14 protein-coding genes are annotated in these 16,023 nt (G+C 66.0%); 6 read left to right on the top strand and 8 right to left on the bottom strand.

Annotation, left to right across the window (positions count from 1 at the left end; genetic code table 11):
- Positions 1–24: 24 nt before the first annotated feature.
- Positions 25–1,056 carry a C-terminal binding protein gene (locus SH602x_RS23100; RefSeq protein WP_479474519.1) on the top strand — a complete coding sequence of 344 codons (1,032 nt, stop codon included), beginning with the start codon at positions 25–27 and terminating at the stop codon, positions 1,054–1,056.
- Between the two features lie 301 nt (positions 1,057–1,357).
- A complete protein-coding gene (locus tag SH602x_RS23095; RefSeq protein WP_479474518.1) occupies positions 1,358–1,855 on the top strand; it encodes a thiol-disulfide oxidoreductase DCC family protein in 498 nt (165 codons plus the stop codon).
- Positions 1,856–1,927: 72 nt separating this feature from the next.
- On the opposite strand, the gene SH602x_RS23090 is transcribed toward SH602x_RS23095, so the two are convergent.
- On the bottom strand, positions 1,928–2,950 hold the full coding sequence (locus SH602x_RS23090) for an acyltransferase family protein (protein ID WP_479474517.1): 1,023 nt from the start codon (positions 2,948–2,950) through the stop codon (positions 1,928–1,930).
- A gap of 226 nt (positions 2,951–3,176) precedes the next feature.
- On the opposite strand from SH602x_RS23090, the gene SH602x_RS23085 reads away from it, so the two are divergent.
- Positions 3,177–4,157 (top strand): hypothetical protein, encoded by a 981-nt coding sequence (locus SH602x_RS23085; protein WP_479474516.1) that lies wholly within the window; start codon positions 3,177–3,179, stop codon positions 4,155–4,157.
- Between the two features lie 20 nt (positions 4,158–4,177).
- The gene (locus tag SH602x_RS23080) at positions 4,178–5,113 is read left to right on the top strand and encodes a zinc metalloprotease (protein WP_479474515.1); all 936 of its coding nucleotides are present in this window, start codon (positions 4,178–4,180) and stop codon (positions 5,111–5,113) included.
- 40 nt (positions 5,114–5,153) lie between these two features.
- Here the strand turns inward: SH602x_RS23080 and SH602x_RS23075 are convergent, their stop codons facing one another.
- Both SH602x_RS23075 and acs read right to left on the bottom strand, forming a co-directional pair.
- Positions 5,154–6,260, bottom strand: a complete 1,107-nt coding sequence (locus SH602x_RS23075) for a cis-3-hydroxy-L-proline dehydratase (RefSeq protein WP_479474514.1) — start codon at positions 6,258–6,260, stop codon at positions 5,154–5,156.
- 118 nt (positions 6,261–6,378) lie between these two features.
- On the bottom strand, positions 6,379–8,337 hold the full coding sequence (acs, locus tag SH602x_RS23070) for an acetate--CoA ligase (RefSeq protein ID WP_479474513.1): 1,959 nt from the start codon (positions 8,335–8,337) through the stop codon (positions 6,379–6,381).
- Positions 8,338–8,617: 280 nt separating this feature from the next.
- Between acs and SH602x_RS23065 the strand changes: the two genes are divergently transcribed.
- A complete protein-coding gene (locus tag SH602x_RS23065) occupies positions 8,618–9,289 on the top strand; it encodes a class I SAM-dependent methyltransferase (RefSeq protein WP_479474512.1) in 672 nt (223 codons plus the stop codon).
- Between the two features lie 93 nt (positions 9,290–9,382).
- On the opposite strand, the gene SH602x_RS23060 is transcribed toward SH602x_RS23065, so the two are convergent.
- The 4 genes from SH602x_RS23060 to SH602x_RS23045 all read right to left on the bottom strand — a co-directional run bounded on the left by SH602x_RS23060 (position 9,383) and on the right by SH602x_RS23045 (position 13,209).
- Complete coding sequence (locus SH602x_RS23060) at positions 9,383–10,672, bottom strand: DUF3472 domain-containing protein (protein WP_479474511.1); 1,290 nt, start codon at positions 10,670–10,672, stop codon at positions 9,383–9,385.
- Positions 10,673–11,002: 330 nt separating this feature from the next.
- A complete protein-coding gene (locus SH602x_RS23055) occupies positions 11,003–11,632 on the bottom strand; it encodes a TlpA family protein disulfide reductase (RefSeq protein ID WP_479474510.1) in 630 nt (209 codons plus the stop codon).
- Positions 11,633–11,756: 124 nt separating this feature from the next.
- Positions 11,757–12,341 carry a redoxin family protein gene (locus SH602x_RS23050; RefSeq protein ID WP_479474509.1) on the bottom strand — a complete coding sequence of 195 codons (585 nt, stop codon included), beginning with the start codon at positions 12,339–12,341 and terminating at the stop codon, positions 11,757–11,759.
- Between the two features lie 172 nt (positions 12,342–12,513).
- The gene (locus SH602x_RS23045; RefSeq protein ID WP_479474508.1) at positions 12,514–13,209 is read right to left on the bottom strand and encodes an RluA family pseudouridine synthase; all 696 of its coding nucleotides are present in this window, start codon (positions 13,207–13,209) and stop codon (positions 12,514–12,516) included.
- A gap of 234 nt (positions 13,210–13,443) precedes the next feature.
- Here SH602x_RS23045 and SH602x_RS23040 point away from each other — a divergent pair, with 234 nt between their 5' ends.
- Positions 13,444–14,142, top strand: coding sequence for a Maf family protein (locus SH602x_RS23040; protein WP_479474507.1), 699 nt, complete (start codon positions 13,444–13,446; stop codon positions 14,140–14,142).
- Between the two features lie 32 nt (positions 14,143–14,174).
- Here SH602x_RS23040 and SH602x_RS23035 read toward each other — a convergent pair whose 3' ends face one another.
- The gene (locus tag SH602x_RS23035) at positions 14,175–15,806 is read right to left on the bottom strand and encodes a hypothetical protein (RefSeq protein ID WP_479474506.1); all 1,632 of its coding nucleotides are present in this window, start codon (positions 15,804–15,806) and stop codon (positions 14,175–14,177) included.
- Between the last annotated feature and the right edge of the window lie 217 nt (positions 15,807–16,023).

Raw genomic sequence — 16,023 nt, 5'->3', positions numbered from 1 at the left:
ATCGTCCTTCTAAGGTCTTCCTTCGTGACGCAACTCTTCAACGTCGCGGTCGCTGACTTTCTGCGCGAGCCGCTCGTCGAGGAGCGTCGCATTCTGGGCGATATCGCCTGCGTCGAGGCGCTCGACGCGATGTGCCAGGAAGATCTCTTCGGCCGTATCGAGCGAGCCGACGCGATCATGCTCTACCACTTCGTCACGCTGGGCGAAGCGGTCATCTCGCGGCTGGAGCGCTGCCGGCTGATCGTGCGCTGCGGCGTGGGCGTCGATAACGTCGACCGGGAAGCCGCCGCCCGACGCGGCATTCCCGTGGCGAACGTGCCCGACTACGGCGCCGAAGAGGTGGCGGACTCCGCGATCGGCATGCTCCTGTCGCTGACGCGGGGGATCAACTTCTTCAACTCCCGCATGCGACTCGACGGGTCGCGGTGGACCTACGAAACGGGACGTCCGCTCGTGCGGCTCCGCAGGCGGAAGCTGGGGATCGTCGGCCTCGGGCGGATCGGCATCGCGACGGCGCTGCGGGCGAAGCCTCTGGGCATGCAGGTCCTCTTCTACGATCCCTACCTGCCCGACGGCGTCGACAAGGCGCTCGGCGTCACGCGGGTCGAATCGCTTGAAGAGCTCTTTTCGCAGTCGCACGCGATCAGCCTGCACTGTCCCGCGACGCCGGAGACGGAGGGTCTGGTCGATGCGCGACTGCTGGGGCTGATGCACCCGGGAAGCTACCTGGTCAATACGGCTCGCGGCGCGGTCGTCGATGCAGGAGCCGTGCTCGCGGCGCTGGAGAGCGGCCACTTGGCAGGCGCCGCTCTGGACGTTCTCGCGACGGAACCCCCTCTGGAGGGGGATCCGCTGCTCGTCGCCTGGCGCGATCCGGCGCATGTCGCGCATGATCGGCTGATCCTGAATCCGCACTCGGCGTTCTATTGCGAGGAGGGACTGCTCGAAATGCGGACCAAAGGGAGCGAAAATTGTCGCCGGGCGTTATTGGGCGAACGTATCCGCAACGTCGTCAACGGCGTCGCGGTCTCGGCGCTGGCGCCGTCGGCTGGTTAGCGCACGAACGAGCCTGCGCGGGAAAAGAAGTCTCCCTAGCTACAGGATTTCGTACCAGCGACCGCCCGCTGCGGGACGGAGCGGGAGACCGCGATGCGATGGCGCGTTCCAGGCCTGCGGAGCGGATTCCTCCGCTGATGCCGCGTGATCCGGCGCTAGAGCGGGCGTATCTCGCGAAAGAGGGTGATCGCTCGGGCCGAACGTCGGATACTATTACGGTGCGGAACGGCGCTGATCCTGTGATTCGGTCGCTGTTTTCGCACGTCGCTCCGCAGGAGCGGCGAACCGGACTTCCGCGAGAATGAGCATGCCTCCTGTCGCGACTCTCTCGGAACCCCTCCGAGCTGAGGCATTCGCTGCCAAGGAACTGGGGCTTCCGACGCCGCACGATCGTCCCGCCGCGGATGTCGTAATCTTCGACGGCAAGTGCGGCTTCTGCCGCGAGCAGGTCCGGCGGCTCAGTCGCTGGGACGGCGGTCACCGCCTGGCTTACCTGTCGGTCCACGATCCGCTGACGCTGGAACGGTACCCGGAGCTGACGTTCGAGCAGCTCATGGACCAGATGTACGTCGTCGACGGACGGGGTCGCGCTCACGGCGGCGCTGACGCGATCCGCTACCTGACGCGACGGCTGCCGCAGCTCTACTGGGCGGCGCCGATCCTGCACTTCCCGTTCATGATGCCCGTCTGGCGCTGGGCCTATCGCCAGGTCGCCAAGCGTCGCTACGAGATCAGCAAGCGGATGGGCGGCGCGGCGAAGTGCGACAACGGCTCCTGCGAGCTGCACTTCAAGGGCTGACGACCGCGACTCGCATTCACCTTCGCGAAACGGCGCACTTATACGAGGGCGCCGTTTTTCGTTGCGCCCGGCTCAGGCGGTTGCGACGGTCGCGGCGGAGGACTCCCGCTTCGCCTTCCAGGCTTCGTACTTCCGGCGAACCAGGTGCAGGGCCGGCTGCTCCACCAGGACCGTCGCTCCCCATGCCGCCAGCAGCGACGCCGCGAGCGAGGCGAGCGACAGGAGGAGGGGCGAATCGCTGAACGGTCGCAGCAGGGTCATCACGATGTTCCCCATCGGACACTGCAGCAGGTAGAAGGCGTACGAAACCGCCCCCAGCCAGACGAGCGGACGGATCGCCAGGAAGCCGAGCCGACCGTACAGGAACAGGTAGAAGATGGCGTAGAACAGGCAGGCCATCGCCGCCGCTTCGAGACCCTGGGCGAAGCCCTGCACGCAGACGGACGCCGCGATGCAGAAGTGGCGGAACAGGCTCTCGCCGTCGGCCTTGAGCAGGTAGAAGAAGACGCCGCCCACGAAGAGCGCGCCGTAGTCGACGTTCAGCGGCGTCCGGACGAAGCCCGGGACGTCGACGCCGAGCAGCGTCAGATTCCAGTAAAGCGCCAGCACGCAGAGCCACGCCGCGGCGATCAGCTCGAATCGCTTCACGCCCCGAAACAGGATCACGGCGAACGCCAGGGCGTAGAACTTCAGTTCGACCGCCAGCGTCCAGTAGACGCCGTCGAGGTCGTCGACCTTCAGCCAGGTCTGCAGCATGGTCAGGTTGATCAGCGCCTGCGACAGCGTGACCGAGTCGCCCGGCAGCGGAAAGTACGCGAAGGCGACGTAAGCGATCGGGATCGCCAGCCAGTACGCGGGATAGATCCGCGACGCGCGCGCGACGAGGAAGTCGAGCGCTTGGGGGCGTTTGCGGACCGTCATCAGGATTACGAAGCCGCTGATGACGAAGAAGAACGGCGGCCCGTACATGCCCCAGTGGAACGTCCAGTCCATGAGACCGACGCTCTGGCACATCGTCGTATAGTGCGTGCCGCAGACAGCCAGCGCCGCCAGCCCTCTCAGCACGTCGAGTTCTTCGAGACGTTTGCCTGCCATCGCGTTTCCGAAGCCGCGCTTTTCACCGACGTCGTTCCGACGTGTCCGGACCTGCTGCCGAGAAGTTTAGGTCGCAGGAACGACGGGGAATCTCGGCATTTCTCGGAACCCTTCCGTCCCGGTCCGAACGTGACGGTAGCGCCGGGAATATGGGTCGAGGCATGACGGCAAGCCGCAGATTCGCCGTCGCCTCGCCCCGAGAATTCCGTTTCTTCCGCGAGGGTCGATGCCCATGGTTCGAACAGGTTTCGTGTTTCTGGCGTTCTTCGGCGTCGGCGTGACGAGTTGCTCGGTCGCCTATTCCCAGTCGCTCGACTTTCGGATCGACGGTCCGACCGAGGTCGACGAGGGCGAGTACGTCGAACTGCGAGTCGATTTTCCCCAAGGCGTCCAGTCCGACGTCAGCTTCGTTCCTGTCGAAGAAGATCGCTTCGGCGTGCATCCGATCGTGCTCGAAACGATCGTCGACGGAAGGCTGGTTCCGGTCGTGACGGGACGCGTCTGCACGTTCTCGGCCCGCTGTCAGGGCGAGCGCGGCCTGACAGTCGTCGCGACGGCGTTCGCCAGCGTCGACGGCGTGCCGCGGATTCACTCGCTGCGGCATCGGATCCGGGTGAAGGCCGTCGAAGTTCCTGAGCCGCCGAAGAGAAATCCGCCGGAAGAGCTGCCCCCTCCACCGCCGACCGATGACGACGATTTCGGCCCCCGTGTGCCTCTGCCGAGCGACGGATCGCCGAACGTGCCGCCGGATGAGAACCTGGACAAGATCGTGCGGATCCTCGGCGACGTGGTCGATCGTCTGGAAGCGCTGGAACAGCGCACGTCGATTCCCGCGAAGCGAGCGACCCCGATCGCGAACGTCGCACCTGCGCCGCTGGCTCCCGCCGCGGACGCGAATCCTGGCCACTGGTCCGTCGCGACGGCGGCGAACGTCTGGAGGCCGACGAAGATCGAGGCGATGGCTCACCTGCGTCAGGCGCACGCGGCGACGGCCCGTCGGCATGAACCTCTCGAAGCGCTCTCGATCGACGAGATCCTGACGCTGCACGACGACGCTCACGAGGGACACGCGACCTCGATAAGTCCGTCGCCAGCGCAGCGATACGTCGTTCCGCTGGCGAACGAATGTCCGGGCGGCGTCTGTCCGACGTCGCCGCGATCCTCTTACACGACCGGCCCGCTCGGCGTGATCCGTTGGAGGCGATGATGTCCAGGTTAGACGAACTGATGCGACGGTCCGCGAAACGCGATCTGCGAGAGTATCTCGCGGAGGAACTTTATCGGCTCGGATATCGCAGCGACGAACCGCGCGCTCTCGCCGCCATGGCCGACGGCGCGACCGGGGCCGAGGAGAGCCGTTCGCTCTCCGATGCGATCGCCGACTATCAGCGAACGTGGAAGGACGATCTCGACGCGCTGGCGCTTCGCACGTACGGACGCGAACTGTCCGTCGACGGCGAAGCGGGCCAGGTGACGCTGCAGCATCTCTTCGAGCGCACGTGCGGCGTGCCCGATCGCCTGTACGCGGAGGACGGGACGCTCGTGACGATGGAGGCCCGCTGGCCGGACGCCTGCCTGACGGACGTCGGGTTCTTTCTCGACCAGGCACGATACGCGACCTTCGCGAGCGCGATGGGCCTGACGTTCGAGCGGTTCCGATCGGTCTTCTCCCGGGCGCTCGACCACATCCGGAGCTTCGCCGAGATCGGGTTCCATGTCGCCGAAGATCGCGGGTCGGCCCGGATGTACGTCGGCTTCGAGCGGCTTGGCGGATCGACCCTGGCCTGGTCGCACCTCGCGAACGATTCGTGCGGCGACAAGGAGCAGCGCTATACGGTCCGGAACTGGAAGGAGGATTATCTCTTCCTGGTCGCGGTGCATGAGTGCCTGCACGCGGCAGGATGCCCTCATACGCCGGGACCGTACGTCATGAACCCGTCGATCGTTTCGTCGCTGACGGGCATGACGCCGCGGGACGTCGAGAACCTGCTCTCCCGCGGGTACCGGCGGGCCGAGCCGAAACCCGATCCGCCGGCCGACCCGCCTTCGGATCCCGACGAGCCGGGCAGAGGCTATCGTGCCCGGGTGACGCTGAGAAACGGCCAGACGCTCGCGGCCGATTCGATCGCGAGGATTCGCCTCGATCTCGATCTGGTCGAGTGACGCTTCAATTCGAGGCGCCTTCGATCGGGACGTGGAAGCCTCAGCAGGCGAAGTCCAGCAGGACTTCGCCGAGGGCTTCTTCCTGCACCGTCACGCCTAACCCGGGAGCCGTCGGCGCCGAGAGGCGTCCCTTCTCGCGACGGGGGGCGTCGGGGCAGATGGAGACCGTGACGTAGCTGTTGAAGTCGGTCGAACTGAACAGCAGGTCGGGCGGGCAACTGTGGGCGAGGTGCGAGATGGCGGCGGTGACCAGGTCGCCGCCCCAGCTATCCTCGAGCGTCATGGCCAGGCCGAGTTCGACGCACAGGTCGCGGGCCTGCTTCGCACGGGTGAGGCCGCCGAGCTTGCTGATCTTCAGATTGACTGCGTCGCAGGCGAGATCGGCCTGAGCGCGAAGCAGCGGACCGAGCCCGTCGATGACCTCGTCCAGGATCATCGGCAGATGCGACAGCCGGCGAACGGAGAGGCATTCCTCGTACGTGGGGCAGGGCTGCTCGATCGCGACCGCGACGCCGGAGAGGCCCTGCACGACGCGCATGGCCTCGATCCGGTTCCAGCCGCAGTTGGCGTCGGCGACCAGCACGTCGTCGGTCGACAGGATCTCCGAGACGGCCAGCGTCCGGTCGATGTCGGTCTCCGCGTGACCGCCGACCTTGAGCTGGAACTTGGTGTAACCCTCTGCCTTATAACCCTCGACCGCCTCGGCCATCTCCTCCGGCGTTCCCTGCGAGACGGCGCGGTAGAGCGCATAGGAGTCGCCGTAGCGACCACCGAAGAGGGTCGCGATCGGCACGCCAGCCGCCTTGCCGGCGATGTCCCACAGCGCCATGTCGATCGCCGACTTCGCGTAGGGGTGCCCCTTCATCGCGAAGTCCATGATCCGGTTGAGCCGCAGCGTCTCCCGCGGATCCTCGCCCAGCAGAACGGGCGCGAGACGCGCGATGCCCGCGCGAGCTCCTTCAGGGAACGCCGGCAGGTAGGACGGCCCGAGCGGGCAGACCTCGCCCCAGCCGGTCAGGCCCTCATCGGTGTCGATCCGGACGATCGTGCTGTCGAACGACTCGACCGCCTTGCCGTCCGCCCAGGCGTAACGACCCTCGACGAGCGGCAGATCGACGCGGTAAACGCGGAGGCGAGTGATCTTCATGGCGGCAGAATCATGAGCGGCGAAGGGCGCCTCGCGGTCCAGCGCGAAGCAGCGTCCTTTATATCGCATGCGAAGTCAGATGCCGACCGCCTGATCTGAGCAGGAAGACGCTCGTCGCTTATTCCTCGTCCCCGCGCAGTTTCGCCAGGATCGAGTAATCCTCCAGCGTCGTCGTGTCGCCGATCGTCTCCTTGCCGGCGGCGATGTCGCGGAGGAGACGCCGCATGATCTTGCCGGAGCGGGTCTTCGGCAGGGACTGCGTGAAGCGGACGTCGTCGGGCACGGCCAGCGCGCCGATCTTTTCGCGGACGTGCTTCTTCAGTTCGTCGCGAAGCTGATCGCTCGCCTCGGCGCCGCGAAGGGTCACGAAGACGGAGACCGCCTGGCCCTTCAGATCGTGCGGGCGACCGACCGCGGCGGCCTCGGCCACCTTCGGATGACTGACGAGCGCGCTCTCGACTTCGATCGTGCTCAGGCGGTGGCCGGAGACATTGATCACGTCGTCGATGCGTCCCATGATCCAGTAGTAACCGTCGTCGTCGATCCGGGCGTTGTCGCCGCAGAGATAGGCGCCGGGAACCTTGGACCAGTACTGCTCGCGGTAGCGTTCGTCGTCCTTCCAGATGCCGCGGAGCATGCCGGGCCAGGGGTGAGCGATCACGAGCCAGCCCCCTTCGTTGGGTCCGACCTCTTCGCCCGAATGATCCACGATCTTCGGAATGATCCCGGGCAGCGGCTTGGTGCAGCTTCCCGGCTTGGTCGCGATCGCTCCGGGCAGCGGGGACATCATGATGCCGCCCGTCTCGGTCTGCCACCACGTATCGACGATCGGGGCGTCGCCGCCGCCGATCTTCTCGCGGTACCACATCCAGGCTTCGGGATTGATCCCTTCGCCGACGGAACCGAGCAGCCGCAGGCTCGACAGGTCGTGCTTTTCGACGTGTTCGTCGCCCCACTTCATGAAGGCGCGAATCGCCGTCGGGGCCGTGTAGAGGATCGTGACCTTGTGCCGTTCGACGATGTCCCAGAACCGGTCGTACGCGGGGAAGTCGGGCGCCCCCTCGTACATCAGCACCGTCGCCCCCGCCGAAAGGGGGCCGTAGACGACGTAGGTGTGCCCCGTGATCCAACCGCAATCGGCCGTGCACCAGTACATATCTTCTTCGCGAAGGTCGAAGACCCACTCGGTCGTCTTCTTCGCGAACAGGTTGTACCCGGCGGTCGTATGCTTGATCCCCTTCGGCTTCCCGGTCGAGCCGGAGGTATAGAGGATGAACAGCGGCGCCTCGCTGTCGAGCGGCTCGGCGGGACAGTCGTCGGACGCGGCAGCGACCAGTTCGTGCCACCAGACGTCGCGACCCTCGGTCATCGACACGTTCTGCCCGGTCCGGCGGAGGACGACGCACTTCTCGACGGTGTCGCACTTGGCGAGCGCTTCGTCGACGGTCGCCTTCAGGTTGAGCTGCTTGCCGCGACGCCATCCGCCGTCAGCGGTGATTTGAACTTTGGCGCTGGCGTCGTTGTTCCGCTCGGCGATCGCCTCGGCGGAGAATCCGCCGAAGATGACGGAGTGAACGGCGCCGATCCGGGCGCAGGCGAGCATGCCGATCGCCAGTTCCGGCGTCAGCGGCATGTAGAAAGAGACGACGTCGCCCTGCTGCACGCCGAGCGACTTCAGGCCGTTCGCGAACAGGCAGACTTCGCGATGAAGCTGTTGATAGGTGAGCGTCCGCTGCTCGCCCGGTTCGCCTTCCCAGACGATCGCGGCCTTGTGGCGCCGCGGTCCGTCGAGGTGCGCGTCGAGACAGTTGTAGCTGGCGTTGGTTTTGCCGCCGACGAACCACTCGGCGAAGGGCTCTTTCCAGGCCAGCGTCTCGCGGAAGGGCTCGAACCAGTGCAGTTCTTCCCGCCCCAGCTTCTCCCAGAACGCGACCGGGTCGGCGGCCGCCTCGTCGTAGAGCGCCTGGTAGGCCTCGTACGACGGAATCCGGGCCTTCGCGGCGAACTCCGGCGACGGCGGAAAGAGCCGGTCCTCGATCATGACGGTATCGAGTCGGCTGGCCGGCGTCGCGCTCATTCGGAAACCCTGGAAGCGGAGGAGAGGCGCCCTTTCGGGCAGGCGAGGGGCCCCGCCGGCGAACCGAAGGGACAAGCGGCGATTTTAGAAGCGGCTTGGTGGAGCGTCAACGTAAGCGGCTTCGCCCTTACGCGTCGCTGAAGGAACTCGTTTCCGCTTCGGCCCGCTCCGGCGTCGGCCCCGCCCCGGCTCTGGCATGCGGTTCGCGTTCAGAACCCCTCCGTCTGCTGAACGTATTGGCGGTAGGCCGACGTTCGTCCTCTCCCGAAAGCGTACAACGATGATTCAATCGCTGGCGACCGACCGCGGCGTCTCGCTTTTCGACGAACGCTACGCCTCGACCGAGTGCTACTACGGTCGTTCCGTCCGTCCGGAACTCGCCCGGTTTTTGCATGCGACCTGCGTTTCTGGCTGGGAAGCGCTCGATCTGGGCTGCGGGGAAGGTCGCTATTCGATCGCGCTCGCCGAGCGGGGCTGTCACGTGACGGCCGTCGATCGGTCCCGCGTGGGCGTCGGGAAACTCGCCGGCGCGGCCATGGAAAACGGACTTTCGATCGAAGCGTTCTGCGAAGACGTGACCGAACTCGACTTCGGCGACGAGCAGTACGACCTGATCGTCTTCCCGACGATTCTCGACCACCTCGACGAGCCGGGTCGGTCGGAGGTCGTGCAGGAGATCCGCCGGGCGCTGCGACCGGGCGGCGTCTTCTTCGGCTGCGTGCTGACCCAAGCCGATCCGGGTTATCTGGATCGCAGTAGCAGGGGCGTCAGCGAAACCGCAGGCGGGATCGCGCACTACTTCGCAACGGGCGAGCTGCATCGCTGCTTCGCCGACTTCGACGTCGTGAAGTACGACGAGTTCATGGAAGAGGACCGCTCGTACGGCCCCGTCCACGATCACGGCTGGGCCGTCATCCTCGGGCGTAAGCCGGAACGACGGCTGGTGCGGTAGGTCGGCGCGACGGTTTTGTAGGGCTGGCGCCCTCGCGTGCCACGACGCTGGTACCCGCTGCGATGACAGGCGAGGGCGCCAGCCCTACAAAAATTACTTCGCCGCGCTCGTGACCGCTGTCGGCAGATCGCTCGGCGGACCATCCGTCGCTGGCCGCTCGAACGCTTCGCCGTACTCGCTGAAGCCTTCGACGAAACCGCCGTGCGAGAGGAAGAACTTCCCTTCCTCCACGCCCATGAACCGATCGAGGCGGGCGGTCCGTCCCGTCGGGTCGTGGCTAAACTTGGAGGTCGTCAGTTCGGTCCACGTTCCGTCGGTCGTGCGGATCCATTGCGATCCGTAGAGCGCCTTGCGACGCAGGTGGCCGTTCTGCCCGATGAAGTTCTCGCTGAAGCTGTGCAGCCCGCGGAGATGGCCACCTTCGTGCGGCGCGTCGAAGCTGGCGATCTGCATCCACTCCTTCTTCTCGGGATGGAACCACCAGCCGGTGAACGTCGTCCGCGTCTCGGAAGTCGGCTTCGCGGCGAGCAGAAAGCGCTGCGTCTCGCCCGTCTTCCAGTCGTAGACGAGATGGCTGTGGCCGCCTGTCCCTTCGTTGCCGAAGTCTCCGGCGTCGACCCCTTCGCCCTTCTCGACCAGGCGGACGCGGTTCTCCCCCTTCACCTTGTCCCGGTCGATCGCTTCGTCGCCGCTGTCCCAGACGCTGAAGATGATGCGGCGTTCATCCGGTCCGTTGACCTGCATGCCGAAGTAGCCGCGGTGAAAGCCGCAGGCCATGTAGAACGTGCCGATCGGCTCCTCGACGCCCGTGACTTCGCAATAGAACAGGTCGATCGCCGCATCCTTCGGCGTCGGGTACATCAGGTGTACCGACGACGCGTTGCGGCGCGGCTCCAGGTTGAAGTGCGCGCCCTCGACCGCTTCGCCGTCCAGCAGCAGCGCGACGATGCGCAGCGACTTGCCGGCTTCGTCGCCGAGACGGGACAACTCGAACTGCACGTAGCCCGGCTCGGCGATCTCGTAGGATCCCCAATCGACGCGTACGTTCTCCCCCGCGACGCCCTCCACCGATCGCTCGACCGATGTTTCGCCGATGCGCAGGGTCAGCTTCGCCGAAGAATCTGCCGGCAGCCGGACCTCGGTCGCGACGTTCAGCTTCCCCGGCTTCGCGATTCGTCCGAACCAGGAGAGCGACTGCGTCGGGTCTTCCCAGGGCCCCGCTCCGATGTCGCGGATGCGGAGGCCGTTCGCGTCGGGATCGACGTACGCCGTGTTCGCCGGGATGCGAAGCTCTTCGGCGAAGGCTTCGTCGCCGGTCACCAAGCTGAACGACGACCAGCAGAGATAGACGATCGCGCAGCGAAGAACGAAGCGGATTGACACAGGCAGGACCGGGGAAAGCGGGCAGAAGCGACGCGAGGCTGCCACTATCGTACTTGCTGCTTGCGAGTCGAACGGCGCATCAGCTTCGCGCGATCGAAGACCAGTCTCACGGAGCGTCGAGAGACTCCGCGAGTTCCGTCGTTTGCAGAAGAGCCCGAGTCGCGATCGCTCCGAACACCAGGAGGCCTGCGAACGATAGAACCGCCAGGACCACGAGGATCCACGCTGCGATCTCCAGTCGGGCCCGGCTCGATTCAAGTCGACGCAAACTCTGAAGCGCTTCCTCGAGAAGCGCCCGATCCGCCCTTGCGTCGCTAAATCGATCGTCGTTCATGGTTGGGTAGCCTGTTCGCCCAGCAGCTCTTCGATCTTCGCGTCAAGCTGATCGACGGGCAGGGCCTCCACGCCGGGTTCGGGCGCGTCGCAGAAGACGTACTTCAGCGCGCCGGACCTGTCGTAAAGCTGGTACCAGGGGATGCCGCCGCCGATGTCGAAAGCCTCGTTCGAATCGGGCGAGGCGCCATGTGCGCTGACCAGGTTCGTGACGGGGGCCGCGTTCTGCTCCTTCAGGAATTCCAGGATCGGCTCCGGATCCGCCGGGTCGTCGAAGCTGACCGAGACGGCGGCGAAGCCTCGGGGGCCCAGTTCCTTCGCCTTGGCCACGGTATGCGGGAACTGCTCCGTGCAGGGGCCGCACCAGGTGGCCCAGTAGTCGACGAGCACGACCTTCCCGTCGTGTTCATCCAGGACCTCGTTCAGGCCCGCCATGTCGATGGTTCGAACCGTCACCTCGGTCGCGGGCGCTTCCATCGACTGCGCGTTCCCCGGAACGACGACGACGGGGGTTTCCGTCGCAGGCGCTTCATTCGCCGCTTCGGGAGCGCAGCCGACGAGGCCGACCGTCAGCACGGTCGACGTCGCGATATCGAAAGAAACGAGGCGGAGACGAAGCGAGTGCATGACGCGCATGATCGGAACTCGGCAGGCAGACGGCGGGAACTTCTAAACGGAAAAACCGCGAAGCGCTGGAGCGGCGCCTCGCGGTTTGGATTCGGACGCATGCGCTCCGGGAGGAGCGATCGACTTACTTCGCGAACCGGATGCCGCAGCCGACGGCCTTGGTCTCGCTGACCGTGGGCTTCTTCCCGGCGAGGACCGCTTCGACCGCCGCGACGACGTACTGATCGTCGGCCTGCGTCTTGTCCATGTTGCTGTCGAAGGCGCCGTGATAGACGACGTTGCCCTGACCGTCGAGGACGTACAGTTCGGGCGTGCGAGTGGCGCCGAAGTCCTTGGCCGACGACGAATCGGCGTCGAGCACGTACGGATAGGGCAGATCCTTCTCCTCGGCTCGTTCCTTCATTTCTTCGATCGTCTCGCCCGCGTTGGCGTTGACGGCGACGAAGTTGACGCCCTTGTCCTTATAGGCCTTGGCGAACTCGACGAACCGGTCTTCGTACGCCACGGCGACCGGGCAGTGGCAGCAGGTGAAGGCGATGACGGTCGCCTTCTTGCCCTGCAACTGCTTCAGACTGGTCTCGGCGCCGGTCGTATCCTGCACGCCCTCGATCGCGGGAGCCTTCTGACCGACGGCGACTTCCGCCGAGGCGACGCCGGCGAATCCGGCAGCGACCGCGACGGCAGAAGCCAAGGCGAACTTGCGCATCATATTCGAACTCCTTGCGGGAAATGTCGTACGCGGAGTTGAGCCGCGCTGGGATCGATTGTAGGGGGCGCAGGGCTCCCGTCAAACGGAACGGAGCCCGACTCAGGCGGGGGCGAGGGAGAGGCCGGCGGATCTAGTACGCAGGAAAGCGCGGAATGGTTCGCTCCGATGCGATTCAGGAAGCTTCCGGCCAGAGGCGCTTCCAGGCGGGGCCGACGGCAGCCTCGACGACGACCGGCTCCTTGCGGACCGGATGCTCGAACTCGATCCGCCGGGCGTGCAGGGCGATGCCGGGCGAGAAATCGATGGTGGCGCCGAACTTTCCGTCGCCCAGCACCGGATGCCCCAGGTCGGCGAACTGCACGCGAATTTGATGCTTGCGCCCCGTGAGCAGTTCGATCTCGACCGCTGTCCAGACATGGCCGGACTGCCAGTTTCCCGAAGCGAGCGTGCGATAGCTCAGGCGGGCGAGTTTGGCGCCGGGCGATTTCTCGTCGCAGATGCGGCTCGACCGCCGGGCGGCGTCCTCGCAGAGCCAGTGGCTCAATTCGCCCGACGGCGGCGAGAGCTTTCCTTCCACGATCGCCCAATAAGTTTTCTTCACCGCGTGCGTTCGAAACGCCTCGCTCAGTCGGGCGGCCGCCTTCGAGGTCCGTGCGAAAAGCAGCGCCCCGGTCGTCGGCAGATCGAGCCGGCTGACCACGCCCACGTAGACGTTGCCCGGTTTGTCGTACTTTCGTTTGAGATAATCCCGCACGAGCGTCACGGCGCTCTCTTCGTCCTCCGCCGCGCCCTGCGACGCCAGGCCCGGCGGCTTGTCGATGACGAGCAGGTGATTGTCTTCGTACAGAACTTGCAGAGGCGATCGCATGGCCACCGGAGACCGACGAGGTTAGAACAGCTTCTTGGTGTGCCATGCCCACATCGCGAAGCAGGGCATGTCCGCAGGGCATAAAAAAGCGCGTCCCAGCTCAGCACGGCAGGTTCGGCGTCACGAGGGCTCTCGCTGTCGTCCGCCCGTCAGCATGCCCACCCTTCCTGCGGAGATGTGGGCATGGCGCACGTTCCGCCCCGCACATTGAACGGTAGACCCACCCGCAGCGCCATGCCTCCCGATCCGAACGTTCCCGTCCCCAGAGCTTCGGCAGAGTCGCCGTTTCTGATCCTGGCGAGCGGTTCGCCGCGCAGGCGGGAACTGCTGGAGGAGGCGGGCTATCGCTTTCGCGTCGACGTGCCGGACGACGGCGCCGAATGCGGCATCTGTTCCCGCGAGACGCCGCCGCAGACGGTCATCCGCCTGGCGTTTCAGAAGGCGCAGAACGTTGCGGCACGTATGGGGCAGGGGCAGCTGGAGCGGGGGATGATTCTCGCTGCCGATACGCTGGCCGAACATCAGGGGACCGCGCTCGGCAAGCCGGCGCATCGCGAGCACGCGCGGGAGATGCTTCGCCGGTTGCAGGGGACGCGGCATCGCGTCTACACCGGCGTCTGCCTGTGGGACGCCGCGACCGGAAGGCGACTCGTCCGCGGCGCCGAGACGAAGCTGGAGATGGAGCCGCTCAGCGACGAGACGATCGAGGAGTACCTCGACACGCACCTGTGGGAAGGCAAGGCGGGCTCGTTCGGCTACCAGGACGGCAACGACTGGTTGCGCATCGAACAGGGGAGCCCGTCGAATGTCGTCGGACTCCCCCTGGAATTGCTCGCGGAGATGCTCGAAAGCTTCGACCGCGACGCGACCGGCGTCTCCCTATCGTGCGGGCCAGCGGGGGACGGAAGTCCCCCGAGTCCGTCGATCGAGTAAGCCGACGATCGAGCCTGAACCGCCTTCAGTCGTCAGCGCTGTGCTTCTTCGGCAGGAGCAGCTTCCTCGGCCGCTTCCGCGGCGACCGGATTCTGGAACAGTCGCCCGAGGTACGGGATGTTCGAGAGGTCCGGCATGTCGCCCGTGACGTCGAACCGAACTTCGCAGCCGTCCTTCTCGCAGACGAAGGGAGAGTCGGTCGCCTTGACCGGGGTCGACTTGTCGCAGGTCCCGCACTTGCCCGTCTCGCTCGCGGCGACCGGGCCATTCGCGACCGGGCATGCGGCGATCGTGCACTGTCCCGACTTGCACGCTCCGCTGGGGCAGCCGAGCACGATCGTGCAGGTCTTGCCGTCAGCTGAGACGGTCAGCGCGTCGCACGAGAGCGTAGCGCCGGCGACCTTGCATTCGCCGCACGCCTTCACGCAGGCTTCGCAGCTTTTCGCGCACTTTTCGCAAGCCTCGACGCTGACGACCGTGGTCGCTTCGCAGGGCTGGCAGTCGCCGCTTTTGCAGCAGGCGGACGCCTTGCACGTGGCGGCTTCGCAAACGACCGCTTCGCAAGCGACGGTCCCGCAGGCCTTCGTTTCGCACGCGGACGCCTGGCAAGCCGACGTCTGGCACGATCCGCAGGCCGGCGCGGCGATCGAGACGGTCTGTTCGCACTTACACGTTTCGCAGGCGCATTTCTCGCACGCGCTGTCGGCGGCGGCGGTCGACGCTTGCTGAACCGGCGAGCCGTGGCCGTTCGCATGATTCCGGGCGAGGATGGCCCGGAGCGACTCGGTCGGAAGGGTTCCGTCGGCGACCAGTTGCAGCAAGGCCTTCTCTTCGCGGAGGGCCTGTTCCATGCCGGCGAGCTTGACGTAAGCCTCGGCGTGAAGCTTGGCCATTTCGACCTGATGCTCAGCCTTGAGCAGGGCTTCCTGGGCTTCGAGCTTCAGTTCCATCATCGCTTCGAGCGACTCGATCTGCGACTCGTAGCGCTTTTCGCGTTCTTCCATGAACGCCTCGATCATCTCCATGCTCGGCTCGTCGTTCGAGCGGGGCTCGACCTCGCGAGACGAGGCGTAGGCCGAATAGACCGGAGCAGGGTAGTGGTGCGCCGGAACGACCGCGTACGAACTTGAGTACGCGGGCGGCGGGCAATCGGGGCCGGAGCACGGCGCGACATGGTAGACCGGCGCCGCGTAGCCCTGCGGCTGCGGGCAGGGAACGCCCGGCGGGCAGAAGCCGCCGACGGCGTAAGAAGCGCCGGGAGGAACGCAGACGCCCGAGTCGCAAGCGCCGAACGACGCCGGCGGAATGCGCGGGACGACCGCATGAGCAGGCGCCGACGTCGCATAAGCAGTCGGTTCGGCAGGCGCAGACGACGCCACCAGATCGCAGGCGCCGCTTTCGCAAGCGTCACTGGGAGGCAGACTGCACGGGCCGCCGCCGCAGCGCTGCGATTCCGTGGCGACGACGTCGACGCTGAACGTCACGTCGGACGGCTGCGACCAACAACTCTTGCAGGGCGCGGGGGACTCGGCGACGGCGACCGTCGTCGTGCCGGTCTGGGCGCTGCAGGGCGTCTCCTGCGGCCCCATCCACATTCCGATTCCGAGCAGCGTGCAGAATCCTCCCGCGATCAGCGTGAGGATCGAAAACTTCACGACCGTCATACCTGCCTCCTTGCAGCGAGCGTTGGTCCTTGGACTCGCCAGGAGGATAGGCAGGTCCGCGCCGAAACAGCAAGGCCGATCGGCAGCCGGTTACTGCTCGGAGAGCGTCTCGCGGTTCGCGACTGGCATCGGAGTTCGCGTGTCGTACAGCGACATTTCACGACGCGTCGTCAGTCTCGGCGAAATGCATGGTCTGGGTGGCCCGGATTGCTTGCAA

It is taken from the genome of Lignipirellula cremea, assembly GCF_056501455.1.
Note: the sequence above shows the minus strand (reverse complement) of the source record. Positions and strands in the feature narration are given on the sequence as shown.